Origin of the sequence: Flavobacterium sp. J372, assembly GCF_024699965.1 — a bacterium.
Lineage (GTDB): Bacteria > Bacteroidota > Bacteroidia > Flavobacteriales > Flavobacteriaceae > Flavobacterium.
On sequence record NZ_JAJOMZ010000004.1, the window covers coordinates 2,093,561 to 2,111,959 of the forward strand.

General features: G+C 40.8%; 23 protein-coding genes and 1 pseudogene. 14 read left to right on the forward strand and 10 right to left on the reverse strand.

Going from position 1 to position 18,399, the window contains the following annotated elements; genetic code table 11:
• The first annotated feature begins 56 nt into the window (after nt 1-56).
• The 3 genes from nudK to LRS05_RS10330 all read left to right on the forward strand — a co-directional run bounded on the left by nudK (nt 57) and on the right by LRS05_RS10330 (nt 2,508).
• Nucleotides 57-635 carry a GDP-mannose pyrophosphatase NudK gene (gene nudK, locus LRS05_RS10320; RefSeq protein ID WP_257868255.1) on the forward strand — a complete coding sequence of 193 codons (579 nt, stop codon included), beginning with the start codon at nt 57-59 and terminating at the stop codon, nt 633-635.
• 65 nt (nt 636-700) lie between these two features.
• Nucleotides 701-1,216 carry a PPC domain-containing DNA-binding protein gene (locus tag LRS05_RS10325; RefSeq protein ID WP_257868256.1) on the forward strand — a complete coding sequence of 172 codons (516 nt, stop codon included), beginning with the start codon at nt 701-703 and terminating at the stop codon, nt 1,214-1,216.
• A gap of 83 nt (nt 1,217-1,299) precedes the next feature.
• On the forward strand, nt 1,300-2,508 hold the full coding sequence (locus LRS05_RS10330) for a DUF763 domain-containing protein (RefSeq protein ID WP_257868257.1): 1,209 nt from the start codon (nt 1,300-1,302) through the stop codon (nt 2,506-2,508).
• Here the strand turns inward: LRS05_RS10330 and LRS05_RS10335 are convergent.
• Entirely contained in the window at nt 2,494-4,047 is a 1,554-nt protein-coding gene (locus tag LRS05_RS10335; RefSeq protein ID WP_257868258.1) for a DEAD/DEAH box helicase, read from the reverse strand. The two genes, LRS05_RS10330 and LRS05_RS10335, sit on opposite strands and share 15 nt — an antisense overlap.
• Nucleotides 4,048-4,209: 162 nt before the next feature.
• Here LRS05_RS10335 and LRS05_RS10340 point away from each other — a divergent pair, with 162 nt between their 5' ends.
• Nucleotides 4,210-4,923, forward strand: coding sequence for an endonuclease V (locus LRS05_RS10340; protein ID WP_257868259.1), 714 nt, complete (start codon nt 4,210-4,212; stop codon nt 4,921-4,923).
• Here the strand turns inward: LRS05_RS10340 and LRS05_RS10345 are convergent, their stop codons facing one another.
• The gene (locus LRS05_RS10345; protein ID WP_257868260.1) at nt 4,924-5,436 is read right to left on the reverse strand and encodes a DUF6155 family protein; all 513 of its coding nucleotides are present in this window, start codon (nt 5,434-5,436) and stop codon (nt 4,924-4,926) included.
• 122 nt (nt 5,437-5,558) lie between these two features.
• Here LRS05_RS10345 and LRS05_RS10350 point away from each other — a divergent pair, with 122 nt between their 5' ends.
• On the forward strand, nt 5,559-5,933 hold the full coding sequence (locus LRS05_RS10350) for a hypothetical protein (protein ID WP_257868261.1): 375 nt from the start codon (nt 5,559-5,561) through the stop codon (nt 5,931-5,933).
• A gap of 109 nt (nt 5,934-6,042) precedes the next feature.
• Complete coding sequence (locus LRS05_RS10355; RefSeq protein ID WP_257868262.1) at nt 6,043-6,327, forward strand: DUF3817 domain-containing protein; 285 nt, start codon at nt 6,043-6,045, stop codon at nt 6,325-6,327.
• Here LRS05_RS10355 and LRS05_RS10360 read toward each other — a convergent pair.
• Both LRS05_RS10360 and LRS05_RS10365 read right to left on the reverse strand, forming a co-directional pair.
• The gene (locus LRS05_RS10360; protein WP_257868263.1) at nt 6,317-6,709 is read right to left on the reverse strand and encodes an acyl-CoA thioesterase; all 393 of its coding nucleotides are present in this window, start codon (nt 6,707-6,709) and stop codon (nt 6,317-6,319) included. The two genes, LRS05_RS10355 and LRS05_RS10360, sit on opposite strands and share 11 nt — an antisense overlap.
• Nucleotides 6,706-7,125 carry an NUDIX hydrolase gene (locus LRS05_RS10365; protein ID WP_257868264.1) on the reverse strand — a complete coding sequence of 140 codons (420 nt, stop codon included), beginning with the start codon at nt 7,123-7,125 and terminating at the stop codon, nt 6,706-6,708. The genes LRS05_RS10360 and LRS05_RS10365 overlap by 4 nt, the downstream gene beginning before the upstream one ends.
• A 121-nt stretch (nt 7,126-7,246) precedes the next feature.
• Between LRS05_RS10365 and LRS05_RS10370 the strand changes: the two genes are divergently transcribed.
• Nucleotides 7,247-8,248 carry an LLM class flavin-dependent oxidoreductase gene (locus LRS05_RS10370; RefSeq protein WP_257868265.1) on the forward strand — a complete coding sequence of 334 codons (1,002 nt, stop codon included), beginning with the start codon at nt 7,247-7,249 and terminating at the stop codon, nt 8,246-8,248.
• On the opposite strand, the gene LRS05_RS10375 is transcribed toward LRS05_RS10370, so the two are convergent.
• From LRS05_RS10375 to LRS05_RS10385, 3 genes are all read right to left on the reverse strand, one after another.
• A complete protein-coding gene (locus tag LRS05_RS10375; RefSeq protein WP_257868266.1) occupies nt 8,249-9,136 on the reverse strand; it encodes a hypothetical protein in 888 nt (295 codons plus the stop codon).
• A gap of 97 nt (nt 9,137-9,233) precedes the next feature.
• Entirely contained in the window at nt 9,234-9,665 is a 432-nt protein-coding gene (locus LRS05_RS10380; RefSeq protein ID WP_257868267.1) for a hypothetical protein, read from the reverse strand.
• Between the two features lie 11 nt (nt 9,666-9,676).
• Complete coding sequence (locus LRS05_RS10385) at nt 9,677-9,871, reverse strand: hypothetical protein (protein WP_257868268.1); 195 nt, start codon at nt 9,869-9,871, stop codon at nt 9,677-9,679.
• A gap of 199 nt (nt 9,872-10,070) precedes the next feature.
• Between LRS05_RS10385 and LRS05_RS10390 the strand changes: the two genes are divergently transcribed.
• Nucleotides 10,071-12,380, forward strand: a complete 2,310-nt coding sequence (locus LRS05_RS10390; protein WP_257868269.1) for an acyl-CoA dehydrogenase — start codon at nt 10,071-10,073, stop codon at nt 12,378-12,380.
• A 153-nt stretch (nt 12,381-12,533) separates the two neighbouring features.
• Here the strand turns inward: LRS05_RS10390 and LRS05_RS10395 are convergent, their stop codons facing one another.
• Nucleotides 12,534-12,728 (reverse strand): hypothetical protein, encoded by a 195-nt coding sequence (locus LRS05_RS10395; protein WP_257868270.1) that lies wholly within the window; start codon nt 12,726-12,728, stop codon nt 12,534-12,536.
• Nucleotides 12,729-12,964: 236 nt separating this feature from the next.
• Between LRS05_RS10395 and LRS05_RS10400 the strand changes: the two are divergent.
• A pseudogene (locus LRS05_RS10400) lies at nt 12,965-14,388 on the forward strand (L-serine ammonia-lyase).
• A 30-nt stretch (nt 14,389-14,418) separates the two neighbouring features.
• On the opposite strand, the gene LRS05_RS10405 reads toward LRS05_RS10400, so the two are convergent.
• Nucleotides 14,419-14,631: a hypothetical protein gene (locus LRS05_RS10405; protein ID WP_257868271.1), complete on the reverse strand. Its 213-nt coding sequence runs from the start codon at nt 14,629-14,631 to the stop codon at nt 14,419-14,421.
• Complete coding sequence (locus LRS05_RS10410) at nt 14,628-14,873, reverse strand: nuclear transport factor 2 family protein (RefSeq protein WP_257868272.1); 246 nt, start codon at nt 14,871-14,873, stop codon at nt 14,628-14,630. The genes LRS05_RS10405 and LRS05_RS10410 overlap by 4 nt, the downstream gene beginning before the upstream one ends.
• 94 nt (nt 14,874-14,967) lie before the next feature.
• On the opposite strand from LRS05_RS10410, the gene panB reads away from it, so the two are divergent.
• The 5 genes from panB to LRS05_RS10430 all read left to right on the forward strand — a co-directional run bounded on the left by panB (nt 14,968) and on the right by LRS05_RS10430 (nt 18,376).
• Nucleotides 14,968-15,819 carry a 3-methyl-2-oxobutanoate hydroxymethyltransferase gene (gene panB, locus LRS05_RS10415; RefSeq protein WP_257869266.1) on the forward strand — a complete coding sequence of 284 codons (852 nt, stop codon included), beginning with the start codon at nt 14,968-14,970 and terminating at the stop codon, nt 15,817-15,819.
• Between the two features lie 42 nt (nt 15,820-15,861).
• A complete protein-coding gene (locus LRS05_RS10420) occupies nt 15,862-16,137 on the forward strand; it encodes a four helix bundle protein (RefSeq protein ID WP_308224874.1) in 276 nt (91 codons plus the stop codon).
• Entirely contained in the window at nt 16,088-16,216 is a 129-nt protein-coding gene (locus LRS05_RS17290) for a hypothetical protein (protein WP_308224876.1), read from the forward strand. The genes LRS05_RS10420 and LRS05_RS17290 overlap by 50 nt, the downstream gene beginning before the upstream one ends.
• A gap of 34 nt (nt 16,217-16,250) precedes the next feature.
• Complete coding sequence (locus tag LRS05_RS10425) at nt 16,251-16,940, forward strand: RluA family pseudouridine synthase (RefSeq protein WP_257868273.1); 690 nt, start codon at nt 16,251-16,253, stop codon at nt 16,938-16,940.
• A 65-nt stretch (nt 16,941-17,005) separates the two neighbouring features.
• Entirely contained in the window at nt 17,006-18,376 is a 1,371-nt protein-coding gene (locus tag LRS05_RS10430) for a DUF5723 family protein (RefSeq protein WP_257868274.1), read from the forward strand.
• The last annotated feature ends 23 nt before the right edge of the window (nt 18,377-18,399 follow it).

Sequence of the window (18,399 nt, forward strand, 5' to 3'; positions counted from 1 at the left end):
TAATCACAACATTTGATTAAAATAGCCGTTGTAAGGTAAATACTATAACTATCATAATGGATCATCCTGTCAAAATCCTCGATAAGAAATTATTATCTGATAATTGGGGAATTCTCGAAAAAGTAAAATACGAATATATATTGCCTAATGGTAATATCCAGGTTAAGGAACGCGAAGTTTACAATCGTGGCAATGGCGCTGTAATTTTATTATACAATAAGCAAAAACAAACTGTGATTTTGACGAGGCAATTCAGGCTGCCAACATGGTTTAACGGAAATGCTGACGGATTGATGATTGAGGCTTGTGCGGGCGTTATTGATGACAATGATCCTGAAGAGTGCATTCGCCGTGAAACTGAAGAAGAAACCGGATATACAATATCTGATGTAGAAAAGATTATGCAGGTTTATATGTCACCGGGTTCTGTTACAGAAACTATTACTTTTTTTGTAGCAGCATATTCTGAAAATATGAAGACCGGAATTGGCGGAGGCCTGGATAAGGAACAGGAAAATATTGAAGTGCTGGAACTTAATTTTACTGAGGCTGTACAAATGATTAAGTCAGGTGAAATTAATGATGCAAAAACGATAATACTCCTGCAGTATGCGCAGCTCAATAACCTGGTATAAGTATTAACAAAAACTTAGGCGAAACACGTTTCTACATTCGGTATTTTTGAAATAAATACCTGAATATGAACTCATTTAGCTTTACAATTTTATTTACTTTTTTTACGATAATCGCATGTAATGCACAAAAGATAAAACCTGAAGTGCCACGATACATAAAGGTTTCGGCAGGTTACCTTATGGTGCTGCGCCAAAATGATGATATACTGAAAGAGATTGAGAATCTTGCAGTTAAAGAAAATATTATGTCGGCCAACTTTACAGGTATGGGATTTGTAAATATGACTTTCGGCTTTTTTGATTTTAAAACAAAAAAATACAATCCTAAAACCTTTAATGATGTTGAGCTGGCCAATATGGTTGGCTCAATTGCCTGGCAGGATGGAAAACCTTCAATACATGCACACGGTACTGTTACCGGCCCTGATTTTATGGCATATGGGGGGCATATCCTGAGCGGAACTGTTGGCACAGGTTCATTAGAAATACTGGTTACAATCCACAATCAAAAACTGGAACGCATAAAGGAAAAAGACCTTGGCGCCAATGTGCTTTGCTTAAGCGGAACTTGCGGAGAGTAAGACTATTTTCTGTTAAATTTGTTTGAAAGCATCACTTACTGTGTTTTCAAATGTATTTTTGTAGAAACTATTTCCCTCAACCTATGAAAAGATCCGGCTCTGCCGACCTCCCATTGCATGGCGGCCGTGTTCCGCCCTGGCTGGCTGACCGTATGGCGAAGCTTGGGCTTGCAATTGTAGAAACGATTGCAATGGAATTTTCTACAGCCGAGGTTATAGCAAAACTAGCTAACCCATTCTGGTTTCAGAGTTTCGGCGCAGTAATGGGTATGGATTTGCATTCGTCAGGAATCACGACATCTGTTCTTGGCGCTCTGAAACGTTCAGTTAATCCGCATTCAAAGGAATTGGGAATATACATAACAGGCGGCAAGGGAAAACATTCATTACAAACTCCTAACGAACTGCTTGAAATTGGTGAGCGTACAGGATTGAATGGTAACGACCTGGCACATTTCAGCAGGCTTACCGCTAAAGTTGACAATACTGCTATACAGGATGGCTTCCAGCTATACCAGCATAATTTTATAGTGACGGTTACAGGAGAATGGTGTGTGGTGCAGCAAGGGCTGAATAATCATACACAAACAGCCAGGCGCTATCACTGGCACTCCGAGAATTTGCAATCATTCGTTAATGAGCCACATACATTCATTTATGGCGAGAATCAAGGCAAAATCCTGAACCTTACTTCATCTGCGGCAGCATCAACGCGTGAAAAATCTTTGATAATTGCCAATGAAGACCCGCAGCGTATCATCAAAGAAATTAATCATCTGAGTATGCCCGGTCATCATGATGTGAAGATGAAAGATGTGAACATGAAGCGCCTTGGTGCAATGCTTTGGGTAGCACATGAAAATAAACCGGAGGACTTTGAACAGCTTCTGCTGCTAAAAGGCATGGGTCCGCGTTCGCTGCAGTCGCTGGCGCTAGTAAGTGAAGTCATTTATGGTACCCCTACCCGCTTTGATGATCCTGCACGTTTTTCATTTGCACATGGCGGTAAAGACGGTGCGCCATTCCCGGTTCCGATAAAAGTCTTTGATGAAACAATTAATACGCTTCAAAATGCCATTAGTCGTGCTAAAATTGGTAATACCGATAAGCAGGACGCTATCAGGAAGCTGCATGACATTGCCAGGAATGCCGAAAAAGATTTTACCCCAAATGATAATTTTGATGCATTGGTTCAAAAGGAACGGGATGAATCATACTTATATGGCGGACGTACAATTTTTGGGCAAGCTAAGCCACCTATTGATAAAGGCGGGCAACTAAAGCTTTTTTAGCTCGATAGGCTGCTCATCTTCTTCATCAGCCTGGTACTTATTGAATATTTTACGGATTAGCGTGTTTAGCCGCGTCTTGTAATCTTCAGTAAGCCACTCTTTATAATTTTTTGTGGTTTTTGCAAGCAGCCGTGCGTACTGCTTTACCCGAAAATCAATATCAGGTCCTAACTCTTTAGCTAATTTTTGGGCTTCGCTAATGCTTTCACTGTTTTCAATGCACATGAACGCATGCTGGCGTATTGATTTTTCTATAACTGATTTAGGCCTTAGCCCCTCCTCTGCTGCCAGGTTATACTCCTGCTCTACATTAAAACTTACATCAAGTGTTTTTTCAAATTTAGCCCTTAGCTCTTCGGGCATTACATACACATGAGTGCTTTCAATTTCAGCATCACCTCTTATCCCCTCAAGGAAGAAGTCAGGTGAACGGAAAATATACTGCCAGTCAACCGGGTCGCTCCACAGCCCGAAACGTTGTGCGTTATTACCTAAGTCTATAACGGTAAATGTGTCTTTGCCCGGAAGTTTACGCGAGCCCCGGCCTATCATCTGGAAATAAAGGGTCAATGATCGTGTTGCCCGGTTAAGTATTATAGTTTCAACCGTAGGCTCATCAAAACCTGTGGTTAATATCGAAACCGATGTAAGGATAGCATCAGGTGTTTTATGAAACCAACTCAATATCTTCTTACGCTCCTGTTCAGGCGTACGGTTATCAAGATGTTTTATCGGGTAACCCGCCGCCCTGAAAGTTTCATAAACATATAGCGAGGTGTTGATACCATTATTGAAGATAAGCGTTTTTTTGCCCTTAGAGCGCTGCTCATATGATTGCAAAAGTAAATCCTGCATCATTGCGCGTGAATACAATTCATCACTCGAGCTTACTGTATAATCGCCGTTAATACCGAGTTTAAGCGAAGTAAGCTCTACATCATAGCCATACATAACAGCCTTAGCAAGATAACCTTTATCTATTAACGACTGAATGGGTTCGCCCGTAATGAGTTCGTCATAGGTTTCATGCATTGGCAGGTCTATATTAGAACTTAATGGTGTCGCTGTTACTCCCAAAAACTGTGAATTCTTAAAGTATGTAAACAGCTTCCTGAAAGAGTTATAATGGGCTTCGTCTACAATTACAAGCCCCACATAATCCATCTGGAACTTTTTATCCTTCAGCCTGTTATTAAGGGTTTCCACCATGGCCACGTAGCATGAATAGTCATTGTGGTAAGGCAGGTCTTTTACGTTACTGTCAATGATTGTGTTTTTTACACCAAATGTCTTTAACATTTTTGATGTTTGCTTGCTAAGTTCAATCCTGTGGGTAAGCACAAGTACCTTACGGTTATATTTCTCAATATACCTTCGGGCTATTTCAGAAAAGATAACAGTCTTCCCACCTCCTGTCGGCAGCTGGTAAAGCAAATGGTAATTGTCAGGCTTATCTTCAAAATGCTGAAAAATAGCATCAATATCTTTGGCTTGATAATCGTAAAGTTCTTTTCTGTCGTCTTCTACAGATTGATCCATCAGAGGGGTAATTAGTTTCCAAAAATATGTATTTACATAGATTTTACTGTTTAGAAAATCTTAATTGTTTCATTGATTTTTTATAAAGCGGAATATTAACATTTACAGATGTAACAGGGCATTGTTATTGATGTCATATATTTTTAGCCAACACCCTGATTTATGCTGAATTATGACAGCTTATCCATACCCGAAGCAACCTCATTGCAAAATGAATTGAGGCACAAAGTTTCATTGCAGACAGAAACGGGTAGCATAGCCACAATTGCCGGCGGTGATATCTCGCACAATAAATTTTCTGATACTGTTTATGCAGGAATAGTTGTATTGAGCTATCCGCAGTTGCAGGTACTCTCCTATTCGCTGGTCACAGCAGAAACCAAATTTCCTTACGTGCCGGGATATCTGGCATTCCGCGAGGTGCCTGCGCTATTGGCTGCCTGGGAGCAAATACCTGTAAAACCTGATGTAATGGTGCTTGACGGCAACGGAATAGTTCATCCCAGGGAGTACGGTATTGCCTGCCATTTTGGAGTGTTGGCCAATCATCCTGCAATTGGCTGCGCCAAAAGCATGCTTTACGGAGGTTATGCCCCTTTGGGATTAGAAAGGTTTAGCGAAAGCGCTATCACTACTCCAAACGGCATTAAAGGTTTTGCATTACGCACAAAAGCAGGAGTTAAACCTGTGTATATTTCGCCGGGGCACAAAATATCAACAAATGACAGCATTGATATTATTAAAAACTGTACTTTGAAGCACCGTATTCCTGAACCAACACGGCTGGCGCACAATTATGTTAACCAGTTTCGTATAGGCAATTTAAAAGCAGGCTACCATGTTGAAAATGTACAGCAGGGCCTTTTTGATTTTTAATTACTCAAAATTATCCCAAACCCGTTCAAAATCTTTCCAGTTTTCCCAACGCTGGGCTTTGGCAGCCTCATAAACAGCGCACATCCTTGCCTTAAACTGCGCATCCATGTTATTTGAAATGATATAATCTGATGCCTGCCTATATGAGCTGAAAATGCTGATGTAAAATGATGCATACCGCATCTGCCGCTTTGCTGTATATTTCTGGGCTGTCTCAATATTATAAAGCATAATGTCTGCAATTATGAAAGGGTCAACACCCAGCAACAAAAATTGCTTGATATATTTCTGAGCAGTTGACCGGCGAAGCTTTGCGCGCTTAGATTTTGTGGGGAAATATTCATTGCTGATTTTCAGTTTCGCCTCCTGCTCCAGTTTATCTTCCTTTGGATTGAATATAAAGTTATAATAAGCTTTTACATCTCCGAATTTTTCATACAGTGCCAGCAACTGTTCTTCCAGTTCTTCTTTGGGCGCAGCGGCAAGAAATTTTTTGAGGTCTCTTTTACTCATAAACTCAAAGATACCTATTGAAATATCATACTGCAATTAAATTTAAAAAAGTTGGGATAAAAACAGATAAGTTCTATTTTTGCATTCCTGAAAACAAGTTCAAAAAACTAAACTCTTATATTGTGGAAAATCCTACTGCGCAAAAACTGATTAACAAGATGCAGACAGACCTTTTTAAGAAAGGCTTTGACGCTGAAACACTAATAGCTGACCTTAAAAAACTGCGCGAATATTCCCTTGAAGAACAAAATCCGGTGCTTACCAAGGCATTACGCCTTACGTATGAGCACCTTGAAGAAAATGGTGCATTCCTTATAGGGATTCCTGATGATGAGCCGATTGATGAGGAAAGTGAGCTAACAGGCGGTGGTGCCAAAACATCTGCGGAGAATAACCTTGAGAGCCTTGAATACCTTCTTTCATTATTTTCAGACCTTAAAAACAAGAACAACTTACTTGACCTGAAAGAATATAACAAAGCACTTTTAGCTTTTTAATATCTTTAATAAGATTTACAAGCCGCAGTGACCCTGCGGCTTTTTTATTGCCTGAAACTTTCAAAAGTGAATGTGCAGGCTTACCTTTGCGCAAATCTCAATCAATTAAATGATACGCTTATTTAAACTCATCGCAACCCTTGAAGGTATTTCCGCAATTATATTGTTTTTTATTGCAATGCCTTTGAAGTATATATGGGATAATCCTGAAATGATTCGTCCTGTAGGCATGGCTCACGGAGTGCTTTTTACCATTTATATCATATATGCCACCTATCTTAAGTTCAAGTTGAACTGGGACTGGAAAATGTACATTATCATCTGCCTCGCATCTATCCCGCCGCTAGGCACATTTTATATTGAATGGAAATATTTCAGGACAGCTAAGGCTTAAGTATCCTGTCTTTTACATATTCAATTTTAGTTTTTCCGTGGGCTGAAGGGCGGCCGAAACTGTCAAGGTTTACCATTGTTATATTATCAACGGTGATGATCTTTTCCTGGGTCATTTTGTTACGCACTTCACTGCGCAGCGTAAGTGATGTTTTCCCAAAGCGTACTACATCAATCCCGATTTCAATGATATCGCCTTGCTTTGCCGATGCCATGAAGTTTATCTCGCTCATGTGTTTGGTAACAATACGCTGATTTTCCAGCTGAATGATACTGTAAAGTGCGGCCTCCTCATCAATCCATGCGAGTAATTTACCGCCAAACAACGTTCCGTTCGGGTTCAGGTCTTCGGGCTTTACCCATTTTCGGGTATGAAATCTCATAGCATTACTTTTTGTAAGGCCAAATTTACGATTTCTGCGTGGTCAAATGCCATTTCAGGCAGCTTTTTAACCGAAAACCATTTCGCTTCATCAGCATCATCAGCTCCAAGAGCTTCAGTATTTTCTTCTACAAAAGCAATATAAGCTATAGATATTGTATGCCCTCTTGGGTCTCGCCCCGGCTTACCAAATGCACCAAGCTGTACCATTGCGTTTGTCACAACACCTGTCTCTTCCAAAAGTTCACGCGCCGCAGCGTCAGGCAGGTTCTCACCTTCATCTACAAATCCGCCCGGCAATGCCCAATTGCCTTTAAACGGGTCATTTTTACGCTTGATGAAAAGTATCTCGCTCTTTTCTTTACTGCCTCTGAAGACAATTGCGTCAACGGTTATTGCTATATTCTGTTTTCTCATTTTTTGTTGATTAATCGATATTTCGACTCCCTCGATAACCTAAAGGACATCAATAGTTAAAATCGAAATATTTGAATATATTTATAAGTATCTTTGTGTTGTAAATATACGATACATAACAATGTCACAAATAAAAATAAGCGTGCTTGACCAAAGCCAGGTTGGACGGAATGAAACGCCGGCACAGGCATTAGAGAATTCAGGGAAGCTTGTTCAGCTGGCCGATGAGCTGGGCTTTGAGCGTTACTGGGTAAGCGAGCATCACAACTTTAAATTGGTAGCTGGTACTGCGCCGGAAGTACTTATCCCCTACCTTGCATCAAAGTCAACACAAATAAGAGTTGGATCAGGCGGAATTATGCTGCCTAATCACAGCGCATTGAAGATGAGTGAGAACTTTGGCCTTCTATCTACGCTTTATCCGGGCCGTATAGATTTTGGTATTGGCCGTGCACCGGGCGGTGACAGGCTTTCGGCACATTTGCTCAACCCTTCAAACACATTCAGCGAAAAAGATTTTTATAACCAGCTGCTCGAAGTTCAGGCTTTCCTGAAAGGTGATGACACGCCTGATACCGTACATGCCAAGGTAAAAGCATATCCTATCCCGGAAACTCTGCCAGAAATGTGGATACTCACGTCAAGCGGGGGCAGTGCACAATTTGCAGCACATTTTGGCATGGCGCTATCATTTGCGCATTTTATAAATCCGAATGGCGGTCCTGAAACAGTTGCTGTTTACCGTGATGCGTTTCACGCTTCGGACTGGCTGGCCGAGCCAAAAGTGAATGTTGGCATTTTTGCTTTTTGTAGTGAAGATGAAGAAAAGGTGGCCGACTGGATCGCCGATTTTGATTACCGTATGCTACATATAGAAATGGGCGCTACAGGTGATATACCATCACTTGAAGAAATAAAGGCTATAAATTATGACATGCACCAACGGGCACGGATAGCGTACAATCGCGGTAGGTTTATTGCCGGCACGCCTGATGTTGTTGAAAAGAAACTACGCAAACTGGCAGAAGATTATAACGTTGATGAGATTATGATAGCCACTTGGGCCAATGATTTTGATGATAGGAAGCATTCTTATGAGTTAATTGCGAAAATGTTAGGGTAGTCAGGGAATAATTTCAACTTCAAACCCTGCGAGATAAACACTTTTGTTTTGCCAATACCAGTCATCACGCTTCCAGAAACCTTCAAACTTATTTCTGGAATACATTTTAAACTTGCAGTCACTGCTTGTCCCTATGCGGTAAAATGCGGGTGCAGTAGGCACTATAGTTTTTTCAGAAATATAATACTCTTTAGGGAAAGAAGAAATTACTATGAATATACCGTCTTCAGGCATCATCATTCCGCCGTCAGGCAAATCAATTACAACATAATCTTTGCCCTTCGCCAGTCTTGCCTCTAACGGTTCACTATATATACTGTCCTGCGGTATTCCCACTTCAGGCATTACCGTCCATAGGTTCACCTGAAAAGGGCTGAATTTTGCTTCGTCAAAAGTCGTAAATTTTCCCGAATCAAGGCTAAGTGTCCTGTAGCCTGTCGGGTGCAGTACAATCTTCTTTAAAAGCTTTTGCTTGGTTATATCCTCATTAGGTATGTAAACACCCATCTCAGTATCAAACTGTATATGATTGCCGGTGCCGGCATTGTGTGGTAAAAGGGTATTCAGGCTACGCTTCGGCAAAATCATTATTTTCTGCCTTACCCCAACAGAAACGTTTTCCAGGGAAATGATATCCGGCTTTAGGAATATAGTGTCGGTTAAAGTGCCGGACCAGCTTTCATATCCCAGATGTGCGATTGATATTTGATCAATATTTTTCGGTAATGTTATCTTGCCTTTTGCATCGGTATAGAAGCCTTTGCCGTTATCACTTTCAATGAAACACTTTTCTATAGGTATTCCCGTTTCGCCATCCACAACTACAATTTTATGCGACTGCGCAAAGCAAGAGATTGTGAATAATTGTAGTGCCAGCCATTTTTGCATACTTATAAAATTGGTATGCGCTAAATTAGCAAAAATGAAAAAGAAAAGCTCCCGGATATTTTTCATAACCGGGAGCTAAGTATAGAGTCGCTGGATGTTAATAACGTTCGTTGGTCTCTTCAAAGTCTTCATCGTCACTTGATATTGACTGGTTTTGGTCTTCATCAAGGTCAACATTATCATGCAGGATATAGTCATCCTGGTTAAAAGCATCAGAAAACACGCTGTTACCACCTTCTTCATTCCACTTATCCTCACCTCCGCTGCTGGTAAAATCAAGCTGGTCGCTGTTAAGTGTTGGGTCTGTTTCCTGTGTATAGGTTACGCCTGGCTGCTCCATCGCAAGATATTTGTCAGTGTCAGACTTATCTTCACTGCTGCTTTCCTCATCACCGGTATCAGGGCGTGCATCATTCAGGCTGTCACTGCCGGTATTGTCAGTATGGAATTGTTCCCTCCCGCTGCCGTTATCTTGTCCGTACGGATCACCCAGCTCACTGTTTTCTGTATTTTTCTTTGTATTATCCATAGCAATAAATTTTAAAGCAGCACTATAGCGCTGAGCTCATTCAGTTTTAAAAGCTTCAGGTTCGTTTTAATAAGATTCTTAAGATACTGGTTGCACGAAAGATCTTGCGGCACTTTAGCCTCATTTTCAAATTGTGCCACAGCCTTTGAATAAGAGGCTGTATTGTTTGCATTAAGCTCTGCGGTATGTGTATAATTGTATTCCATGGCAGTTAAAGTGTTGGTTTAATAGCGAAGTTTAACTATCCCTAAATTACTCACATTTTTCGTAATTAATATCAAACAATATATTAAATTAAAGCTAAAAAATTTATCCTGTATGTAAAGATGCTGATGCTTACACAATTAACACAATATTTAAAATTGTTATGTAAGGTTTTGCTTATTTTTATTCAAAACCTTATTTATGGATATTACATTCACAAACAATCCTAAGTTATCTCTTTATATACCTTTTATATATATAGCCTGGCAGGATAATACAATTTCACGCAATGAATTTAAGCTCATCAATAGCCTGATACATAACCAGGAGTGGCTTACAAAAGCTGAAAAAGATTTTCTGGTGTCGAAGATAAACTATGACACACCTCCCGGACGTTCAGAACTATTTCAATGGAGAGGCGCGATAGATAAAATTCTGGACTCGCAAAGCCCGTCAAGCCTAACGGAATTAGGCATTTTAATTGCAAACCACGAACGGCAGTCACTTGACGAGGAAACGCTAAAAATACTAATTCCGCTTTTTGCAGATACTGAAGCAAGATTTGGCGTAGATGGCCGTGAGGTTATAGCTGATTTAAAACGTAAATCTGATACTTTCACTCATACTCATAAAACGATTGAAAGTTTTGATGTAGCTGCAATGACGTCGCTTCTTGATGGCAATCAGGGTTATACCATTAATAAGGTGAGAGAGCTTATAGGCAGTCCGGATTTTAAACCAGTAAAACAAACTGACACTAAAGCCTACCGTGAGAAAGTACTGCAATGGAGTAAAATTCTTGCAGCTGAAGGCCTCGGGTCATATGCTTACCCAAAACAAGATGGCGGAAAAGACGACATTGAAGGTTACTTCGCTATAATGGAGACACTTAGCTACCATGACCTAAGCCTTGTTATAAAATTTGGCGTACAGTTCGGCCTATGGGGCATGAGCATCCTTTCTTTGGGCACTGATAAGCATTACCGAAAATACCTCCGAAGCGTAGGTTATTTAGAATTGCCCGGTTGTTTTGCCATGACAGAGACACATCACGGCTCTAACGTGAAAGGCCTGCAAACTACTGCGACCTACAATCATGACAATAGGACTTTTACCATACATACACCTACCAAATACGACCGCAAAGAATATATTGGCAATGCAGCTAATCACGGGCAGATGGCGACCGTTTTTGCTAAACTGGTAATTGACGGTAAAGACTATGGCGTTAATGCATTTATAGTACCTATACGGGATGAAAACATGAATGTGATGCCCGGTGTCACTATTGAAGATTGCGGTGAAAAAATGGGACTAAACGGCGTTGACAACGGTATTATTACATTTGAAAATGTAGTTGTTCCTTATGAGAATATGCTCGATAAATTTGCTTCTGTAAATGAAGCAGGCGAATTTGAAAGTCCTATACCAAGCGATAACCGAAGATTTTTCACTATGCTCGGAACATTGGTTGGCGGGCGCATAGGCATTCCGCGTTCGGCGCTGTCAGCTGCTAAAACAGGTTTGGCAATTGCCATAAAATATGGAGATAACCGCAGGCAGTTCGGGCCGGGTGAAGGTATTGAAGTGCCCATCCTTAATTACCGTATGCATCAGTTAAGGCTCATACCGCGCCTGGCTGATGCTTATGCTTTACATTTTGCCTTGCAATATCTTACCAAACGTTTTGTAAACCGTACAGAAGAGCAAATGCAGGAAATTGAAGCGCTTGCTGCCGGAATGAAAGCTTACACAACTTGGTACACACGTGATACTTTGCAGGAATGCCGTGAAGCCTGCGGTGGTAAAGGCTACCTGAGCGAAAACCGGATAGACGACCTGAAAAACGATACTGAAATTTACACCACCTTTGAGGGTGACAATACTGTGCTGATGCAGCTTACAGCTAAAAATCGACTGGGTGAATTCAGAAAAGAATTCGGCGAGATGAATGCATCAGCAATAATAAATTATGTCCTGGGGCAGGCAAAAACTGCCATTACTGAAAAAAACCCTTTTGCAACCCGAAATACCGATGAATCACACCTGAAAGACCCATCGTTTCATTTACAGGCATTTCAATATAGAGAGAGGCATATTCTCAGTTCAGCCGCCCGCCGCTTTAAAAAACTGGTTGATGACGGACTTGATGCTTTTGATGCGGCTAACGTAATGCACCCGCATATGCTTCAGGTATCTGAATCTTATCTTGAACGTGTAATACTGGAACAGTTTGCCGCTGTGGTAAATGTGACTATTGACGAAGGCTTAAAAGAGGTTTTAACGCGCCTTTACAATCTCTTTGCGCTAAATAAGCTTGACAAGCACAAGGACTGGTATCTTGAACAAGGCTATATGGAAGGTGTAAAGACCAAGGCTATACGAAAAATGGTAAGCCAGCTGTGTTGGGAAATACGCCAGGATGCTGTGCCATTGGTTGATGCATTTGCCATACCTGAAAACTGCCTCGCCCCGATTGTGACTACAAAGTCTGCTGAAGCGGGAGAGTAATAACTACGAATTATAACTTCAACAATTTTTAATAGTAATTAATAATACCTTCGGGAGCAAACCGGCAGGTAAGGTGAAGGCGGCCTTGGTTGTATATCCGCCCTGCTCCGGCAGCTCCCGAGAAGGTATTGCAGTAATTAGTATAGTTGGGGGCTAATTATGCTTAGAATTTAAAATTAGGAACTTTGCTCTGTCAATGACATTTATAGCCGACTGTTCTGCATCATTATTAACCATCATCATTATCATAGCGTACACAGCGGCTTCGTCATAAAATTTTTCAACATCAACTCCTTTATCACTCCACTCCTGCTGTTTTCCTTCCCTGAACATAGTTGTCGTTATCATAAGTTAATTGCTTTTGATGTTGTAAAATTCTATAAATGGCACCACCCGGCTATACGTATAAATTCGGAATTTTAATCAGCAGGTGTTTTTACATTCAGTTATCGGGTTCTAAATGTTAAGAAATCGAGTTGTTATTTGGAATTTGTTATTTCCCTGCTCAATCGTTTTAGCATTATCATTCCTTCAATTTTTGGTGCGGGTTTTGCATTATATTTGCACAAAACCATGCTATTGCTATGAATGAGTGTATTTCCGTATTCGATATGCTGAAAATAGGCGTTGGACCGTCAAGTTCCCATACACTGGGGCCATGGCGCGGCGCCGAACGTTTCCTGAATGAACTTCGGGCGGAGGGCTTATTCGAAAAGGTTGAGCGTGTAAAAGTCGATCTTTACGGTTCATTGTCGCTTACAGGTAAAGGGCACGCAACAGATCTTGCTGTAATGCTTGGGCTTAGTGGCGCTGACCCGGAATATGTTCCCATAGATGATATTTCAGGCATAATTGACGATATAGCAATGAACCGCCAGCTTTTTCTTGGGGGTATTAAAGTGATACCTTTTATCATAGGTAAGGATATTGTTTTCAACAAAGATTTCCTTCCATTCCATGCTAACGGATTTACTTTTACAGCATATACCAAAAGCAGCGAACATACTTCTACTTTTTATTCAATAGGTGGTGGTTTTGTAGTTAAGGAAGAGCGGGTTATGGCAAAAATAAAAGCAGAAATAAAATGCGCATTCCCCTACCCAGTTGATAAAGCTGATGAACTTTTAGCTTATACTATTTCACAACAAAAGAAGATATCTGAAATAGTATATGAAAATGAGAAATCAATTCGCACAGAAGATGAAATTCACCACGAATTGATGCGGGTGTGGAATACTATGCTTGAATGTATGTATACAGGCTGCCATACCGAAGGTACGTTACCCGGCGGGCTCAATGTGCGGCGAAGGGCTTATGACATGCACAAAAACCTGATTGGTGAAGCAGATTACAATTCGCCGCAGGAATGGCTGCACACTATACGAAAGACTGAAGTAAAATTCAGGCAAATATTAAAATGGGTAAGCTGTTTTGCCCTCGCGGTAAATGAAGTAAATGCCGCCCTTGGCCGTGTTGTTACTGCCCCAACCAATGGCAGTGCCGGGGTTATACCTGCCGTGCTTATGTATTATATGGTGATAGAAAACCACGAGGCTGACGAGCGGCATATAAAACAATTCCTGATGGTGGCCGGTGAAATTGGTAGTATATTCAAAAGGGAGCTACAATATCAGCTGCAATGGGTGGATGCCAGGCTGAAATTGGCGTATCATCTGCAATGGCTGCTGCAGCGCTTTGTGAAGTAATGGGTGGTACCCCCGAACAATGCCTTATGGCTGCTGAAATTGCAATGGAGCATCATCTTGGCATGACGTGCGACCCGATAGGCGGACTGGTACAGGTGCCTTGTATTGAACGAAATACAATGGGTGCGATTAAAGCCATTAACGCCGCTGAACTTGCGCTGGAAACTGACCCTAAGAATGCTAAAGTGCCACTTGATAAGGTTGTTGACACAATGTGGAAAACCGCTCAGGATATGAACAACAAGTACAAGGAAACATCTGAAGGAGGCCTTGCCGTGACCGTAAACAACGCGGATTGTTAATAGCCCCCCTTTACCCCAAACAGAGAATTCCTATCGTTGTTCCTCCTTCGGGGGCTGGGGGGCTCTCCTCGTATCAACGATATAAATTATCTTCCAGATATTATCTTCTTTATAAAGCATAAACGAATTTACGCCTTTGTGGCTCAGCTTGCCATTGATGTAAAATTCATAAGGTGTCCATACATGCGCCATACTTCCGTCCTGCTGTATGTTGTAGCTAAGCAGCCTCTCCTCTATCTTCATGTCTTTAGGGATTGATGCGATAGATTTATAAAATTCTCTGGTATCATCCTGCGAAAGTTTCTTTTTGAGCCGTCGGCAATTGTTTGCAATATCATTGTTTTGTGCGTAACCGACTGAATTTTTAAAGTATCAGCAGTATGCATTCCTTCAAAAAATGTCTGTATAGATTTTTTAATGTCGCTCTCTTGTGCAAAAGCAAAATTAACTGCAAGTATTGCTGCAAAAAGTGATAGTTTTTTCATGCTTGTTATGTTTTACTTATAAGTGATGAAATATTTATAATTGTTACATGTCATGCTGCAATAAAAGCAGAACACCGGCTGCGGTTATACCCCAATTTATTACTTTTACCTTTCCAAATTATTACAATATGTCTGTCGCAAAAAAGATTACAAGCGTATCACCACCCGGTCACTTATAGAAATGAAAGCCAATGGCGAAAAAATTTCCATGCTTACGGCATATGACTTCACCATGGCAAAAATTGTAGACACTGCCGGTGTAGATGTAATTTTGGTAGGTGATTCAGCATCAAACGTTATGGCGGGGCATGAAACAACGCTGCCTATAACGCTTGACCAGATGATATACCATGCATCGTCAGTTGTGCGTGCCATAAACCGTGCACTTGTAGTGGTAGACCTTCCCTTCGGAAGCTACCAAAGTGACCCTAAAGAAGCCTTGCGTTCATCTATACGCATCATGAAAGAAAGCGGCGGGCATGCTGTAAAACTTGAAGGCGGCAGCGAGATTAAGGACTCAATAAAGAAAATCCTGAACGCAGGTATACCCGTCATGGGCCACTTAGGCCTTACACCACAGTCTATTTATAAATTCGGGACTTATAACGTTCGCGCAAAAGAAGAAGCCGAAGCTGAAAAACTGCTTGAAGATGCGATGATGCTGGAGCGTATCGGTTGCTTTGCCCTTGTGCTTGAAAAGATACCTGCTGCGCTTGCTAAAAAGGTTGCTGACAGTATTTCTATCCCGGTTATAGGCATTGGCGCGGGCGGCGGTGTTGATGGGCAGGTGCTTGTAATACACGATATGCTGGGTATGAACAATGAGTTCAGTCCGCGCTTTCTCCGCCGGTATATGGATTTATATGATGGAATGACAAAAGCCATAGGCCAATATGTAACAGATGTAAAGAGCAGTGATTTCCCGAATGAAAAGGAGCAGTATTAGGAGTGATTGTTAGTATTTTAGTATTTTGGAATATTAGACGTTATGCATAGATTTAAAGATTTAGAGGTATGGAAGCAAAGCAGGATTTTTTGTAGTGATGTATATTCGGTGACGTCATCATTTCCTGAATCAGAAAAATTCGGGCTAACAAATCAGCTTCGTCGTGCTGCTGTTTCAATTCCATCTAATATTGCAGAAGGCGCTTCACGAAGTTCTTCGAAAGATTTTTTCAAGGTTTTTAGAGATTGCTATTGGGTCGGCTTACGAATTGGAAACACAACTTTTAATTGCATCAGATTTAAAATTTATCCAACTTGAAAGTTTAGAATTATTAATTACAAAGATTGATGCGATTGTAAGAATGGCTTCAAGATTGCGTTCTACTTTGCCCGCATAGTCTAAAATTCTAATAATCTAAAATTCTAACAATCTTGAAGACAATCAGCACCAAAGAAAACCTTCAGGTTCTTTATGAAGACAACCACATCATTGCTGTTAATAAGCGTGTTGGCGATATCGTGCAAGGTGATAAAACCGGTGATAAGCCATTAAGTGATGTTGTAAAAGAGTATATTAAGGGCAAATACAATAAGCCTGGCGAGGTTTTTTTGGGTGTGGTACACAGGCTTGACAGGCCTACAACAGGTATTGTAGTTTTTGCACGCACGTCTAAAGCACTGACGAGGCTTAACGAACTTTTCAAAAATCGTGAAACACAAAAAACATATTGGGCTGTAGTTAAAAATAAACCTCCGCAAAATTCTGCTACCCTGACCCACTACCTTAAACGAAATGAAAAGTCAAACACGTCCAAAGCGCATGTAAATGAAGTACCTGACAGTAAAATCGCCAAACTTGACTATAAGGTAATTAAAGAACTTGACAGTTACACGGCTCTCGAGATTAACCTTCACACCGGCCGCCATCACCAAATCCGCGCACAGCTTTCAGCAATTGGCTCGCCTATAAAAGGTGACTTAAAATATGGCGCATCACGAAGCAATCCAGACGGCGGTATACATCTTCATGCAAGGAGACTTTTCTTTATACATCCTGTGTCTAAAGAAGCGATAACAATTATTGCGCCCGTACCTGATGATAAGGTTTGGAGTGCAATATAAATCCGTATAAAATTTTCTTAAATATTGTTTTATTTGTTAACTTTCAGGTAACGAAAACAAATGATATGAAAACACCATTACTATTACTAACTACTATGTTATGCGCAGGTAGCGCCATTGCACAAGAGCACTTTACCGGCATAAGTACCTCGAGAAGGGGTGGCTTGCTAAATGCATCTTTAAACCCGGCAGAGCTTACAAACCAGCAAACGGCATTTGATGTTAATGTATTTAACTTTGGAATTAATGTAGCGAATAATAAAATTTCATTCGGCGACCTTGTAAGCGGCAATGATTTTGACAGGCTTATATTTGAAGGTGGCGAACCCACAAACTTACGCCTTGATGCCAAAATATTAGGCCCGGCACTTTCAGTTAAAAGAGGCAGCTGGGCTTTTGCATTTACAACAGGCGCTAATGTAAAAGCCGATTTTGTTGATGTTGATACAGGTTTGGGTAATGCTGTAACCAATGGCAATATACCGGGAATAACTGAATTTTATAATATCAACGCAGGTTACAATCAGCGAGTTTCAGGTACATCATGGGGTGAGATTGGCCTTACTGTTGCTCACGACTTCTTTAATAATGATTTGCATAAATTCAGCGGAGGTGTTACGGGTAGACTGCTTTTCCCCGGGACTTATGCCAATATAGCATTAGGACAATTTCGTGGGCGTATTGATAACATAAATGATAATGTATATCTTAATGATGCCAGTGCAAATATTAATATTGCTTATTCTGGTTCACTTGCAGAAGATTTTACGGACAGCGGAAACTTTACCGATTTCTTTGCAGGCGGTTTGAATGGGTTTGCAGCTGATATAGGTGTAAATTATCAGTTGAAGGACATTGTTTCAGATGACAGCACAGCTGTTTCGAATTACAGGCTTAATGTTGGGGCATCAGTGCGTAATTTGGGGAGTATGACATTTAAAGATGATAACAACCGCAATACCAATTATGTGTTGGATATACCTAACGGGGTAGCTCCTGCAGGGCTTAACCTTAACCAGTTTGAAGACGTAAGCGATATAAGACAAATTGAAGATATACTTCGCAACTCGGGCTACCTTACAGGCGAAAGTGTTAGCAGAGACTTCAAAGTAAAATTACCTGCTACACTATCATTATATGCTGATGTAAAAGTTATAAGCCGTTTTTACTTTACGGCTTTTACACAACAAAGATTATCTGATGATAGTGATAATGAGCAGATTACAGCCCAAAGAATATGGACATTTACCCCCCGCTACTCTACCAAATGGTTTGAAGCTTACGTTCCTGTAACAAATAGCGATATTTCAGATACTAATGTTGGAATTGGTTTTCGTGTCGGAGGGTTCTTTATTGGGTCGGGATCAGCAATAACAGCGCTTCTTAGCGACGCAACACAGGCAGATGCCTATTTTGGCTTTAGGTTTGGGATTTAACACCTTATTGATTTATAACTGCA

What these genes read in the sequence shown, in the direction of transcription:
- nudK (WP_257868255.1), top strand. Translation starts at nt 57, where the DNA reads ATGGATCATCCTGTCAAAATCCTCGATAAGAAATTATTATCTGATAAT.
- LRS05_RS10325 (WP_257868256.1), top strand. Translation starts at nt 701, where the DNA reads ATGAACTCATTTAGCTTTACAATTTTATTTACTTTTTTTACGATAATC.
- LRS05_RS10330 (WP_257868257.1), top strand. Translation starts at nt 1,300, where the DNA reads ATGAAAAGATCCGGCTCTGCCGACCTCCCATTGCATGGCGGCCGTGTT.
- LRS05_RS10335 (WP_257868258.1), bottom strand. Translation starts at nt 4,047, where the DNA reads ATGGATCAATCTGTAGAAGACGACAGAAAAGAACTTTACGATTATCAA.
- LRS05_RS10340 (WP_257868259.1), top strand. Translation starts at nt 4,210, where the DNA reads ATGCTGAATTATGACAGCTTATCCATACCCGAAGCAACCTCATTGCAA.
- LRS05_RS10345 (WP_257868260.1), bottom strand. Translation starts at nt 5,436, where the DNA reads ATGAGTAAAAGAGACCTCAAAAAATTTCTTGCCGCTGCGCCCAAAGAA.
- LRS05_RS10355 (WP_257868262.1), top strand. Translation starts at nt 6,043, where the DNA reads ATGATACGCTTATTTAAACTCATCGCAACCCTTGAAGGTATTTCCGCA.
- LRS05_RS10360 (WP_257868263.1), bottom strand. Translation starts at nt 6,709, where the DNA reads ATGAGATTTCATACCCGAAAATGGGTAAAGCCCGAAGACCTGAACCCG.
- LRS05_RS10365 (WP_257868264.1), bottom strand. Translation starts at nt 7,125, where the DNA reads ATGAGAAAACAGAATATAGCAATAACCGTTGACGCAATTGTCTTCAGA.
- LRS05_RS10370 (WP_257868265.1), top strand. Translation starts at nt 7,247, where the DNA reads ATGTCACAAATAAAAATAAGCGTGCTTGACCAAAGCCAGGTTGGACGG.
- LRS05_RS10375 (WP_257868266.1), bottom strand. Translation starts at nt 9,136, where the DNA reads ATGCAAAAATGGCTGGCACTACAATTATTCACAATCTCTTGCTTTGCG.
- LRS05_RS10380 (WP_257868267.1), bottom strand. Translation starts at nt 9,665, where the DNA reads ATGGATAATACAAAGAAAAATACAGAAAACAGTGAGCTGGGTGATCCG.
- LRS05_RS10385 (WP_257868268.1), bottom strand. Translation starts at nt 9,871, where the DNA reads ATGGAATACAATTATACACATACCGCAGAGCTTAATGCAAACAATACA.
- LRS05_RS10390 (WP_257868269.1), top strand. Translation starts at nt 10,071, where the DNA reads ATGGATATTACATTCACAAACAATCCTAAGTTATCTCTTTATATACCT.
- LRS05_RS10395 (WP_257868270.1), bottom strand. Translation starts at nt 12,728, where the DNA reads ATGATAACGACAACTATGTTCAGGGAAGGAAAACAGCAGGAGTGGAGT.
- LRS05_RS10405 (WP_257868271.1), bottom strand. Translation starts at nt 14,631, where the DNA reads ATGAAGATAGAGGAGAGGCTGCTTAGCTACAACATACAGCAGGACGGA.
- LRS05_RS10410 (WP_257868272.1), bottom strand. Translation starts at nt 14,873, where the DNA reads ATGAAAAAACTATCACTTTTTGCAGCAATACTTGCAGTTAATTTTGCT.
- LRS05_RS10420 (WP_308224874.1), top strand. Translation starts at nt 15,862, where the DNA reads ATGCATAGATTTAAAGATTTAGAGGTATGGAAGCAAAGCAGGATTTTT.
- LRS05_RS10430 (WP_257868274.1), top strand. Translation starts at nt 17,006, where the DNA reads ATGAAAACACCATTACTATTACTAACTACTATGTTATGCGCAGGTAGC.